Here is a 1,161-nt window from a genome sequence, read left to right as displayed (position 1 = left end):
CAGCAGCGTTGACAATGCGCAGCTGCGTGACGTTAATGACGCGATCCGCAACCACCCGATCGAAGCGGTTGGTCAGAAACTGCGTGGCTACATGAAAGACATGAAACGCATTGCGGTTGCAGGCTAAAACCAACGTATTACTCAGTCAATGAAAAAAGGCGCAACCCAGGGTTGCGCCTTTTTTATGCGTGAAGCTACGTCGTTCCTTAGCGGCTCTGGAACTGGGCTTCTGCCAGTTGGAAGCGATCGGTGACGGCTTTGGATGGCGCACGTCCCATCAGACTCACGATAAAGATCGCCAGGCTGGCAAAGAGGAAGCCGGGGATAATTTCATACAGATTAAACCAGGCATACTGTTTCCAGATAATCACCGTGGCAGCCCCTATCAGCATACCGACCAGCGCGCCGTTACGCGTCATGCGCGGCCACAGCAGGGAAATCAGGATCACCGGACCAAACGCCGCACCAAAACCGGCCCAGGCGTAGCTGACCAGTCCTAACACGCGGTTTTCCGGGTTGGCGGCCAACACAATCGAAATAATGGCAATCAGCAACACCATCATACGGCCTACCCAAACCAGTTCACGCTGTGTGGCTCCTGGGCGGAAGAACGGGCGGTACAAGTCTTCGGTAATGGCACTGGAACAGACCAGCAACTGGCAGCTCAGGGTGCTCATCACGGCGGCGAGGATAGCGGAAAGCAAGATACCGGCGATCCACGGATTGAACAGCAGCATGGAAAGCTCGATAAACACCCGCTCGGCGTTGTGCGTCACGTTGCCCGCCTGTTCCGGATGATTGCTAAAGTAGGCGATACCGAAGAAGCCCACGCTCACGGCACCTGCGAGGCACAGGATCATCCAGGTCATGCTGATACGGCGTGCGCTGCGAATAGTGTGGTGGGAATCCGCTGCCATAAAGCGCGCCAGAATGTGCGGCTGTCCAAAATAGCCCAGACCCCAGCCCAGCAGCGAGATAATGGCAATAATATCCAGCCCTTTAAACATATTCAGATTGGCCGGGTTTTTCGCCGCGATAACCAGCAGAGAGGTATCGATGCCATCCAGCGCCAGAATCACCATCACCGGCGTCAGGAACAGGGCGAAAATCATCAGCGTGGCCTGTACCGTATCCGTCCAACTGGCCGCCAGATAGCCACCG

Annotated in this window: 1 protein-coding gene and 1 pseudogene; one reads left to right on the top strand and one right to left on the bottom strand. The window is 55.8% G+C overall.

Annotation, left to right across the window (positions count from 1 at the left end):
* Positions 1–127: pseudogene (locus J5224_RS29025) on the top strand (ketol-acid reductoisomerase); the annotation flags it as partial.
* Positions 128–206: 79 nt separating this feature from the next.
* Here the strand turns inward: J5224_RS29025 and J5224_RS29020 are convergent.
* Positions 207–1,161 (bottom strand): sodium:solute symporter family transporter (locus tag J5224_RS29020; RefSeq protein WP_264628548.1); only part of this gene is annotated, 955 nt, incomplete at its 5' end.

It is taken from the genome of Candidatus Symbiopectobacterium sp. NZEC135 (assembly GCF_025962695.1).
This window is presented reverse-complemented; position numbering and strand designations above follow the sequence as displayed.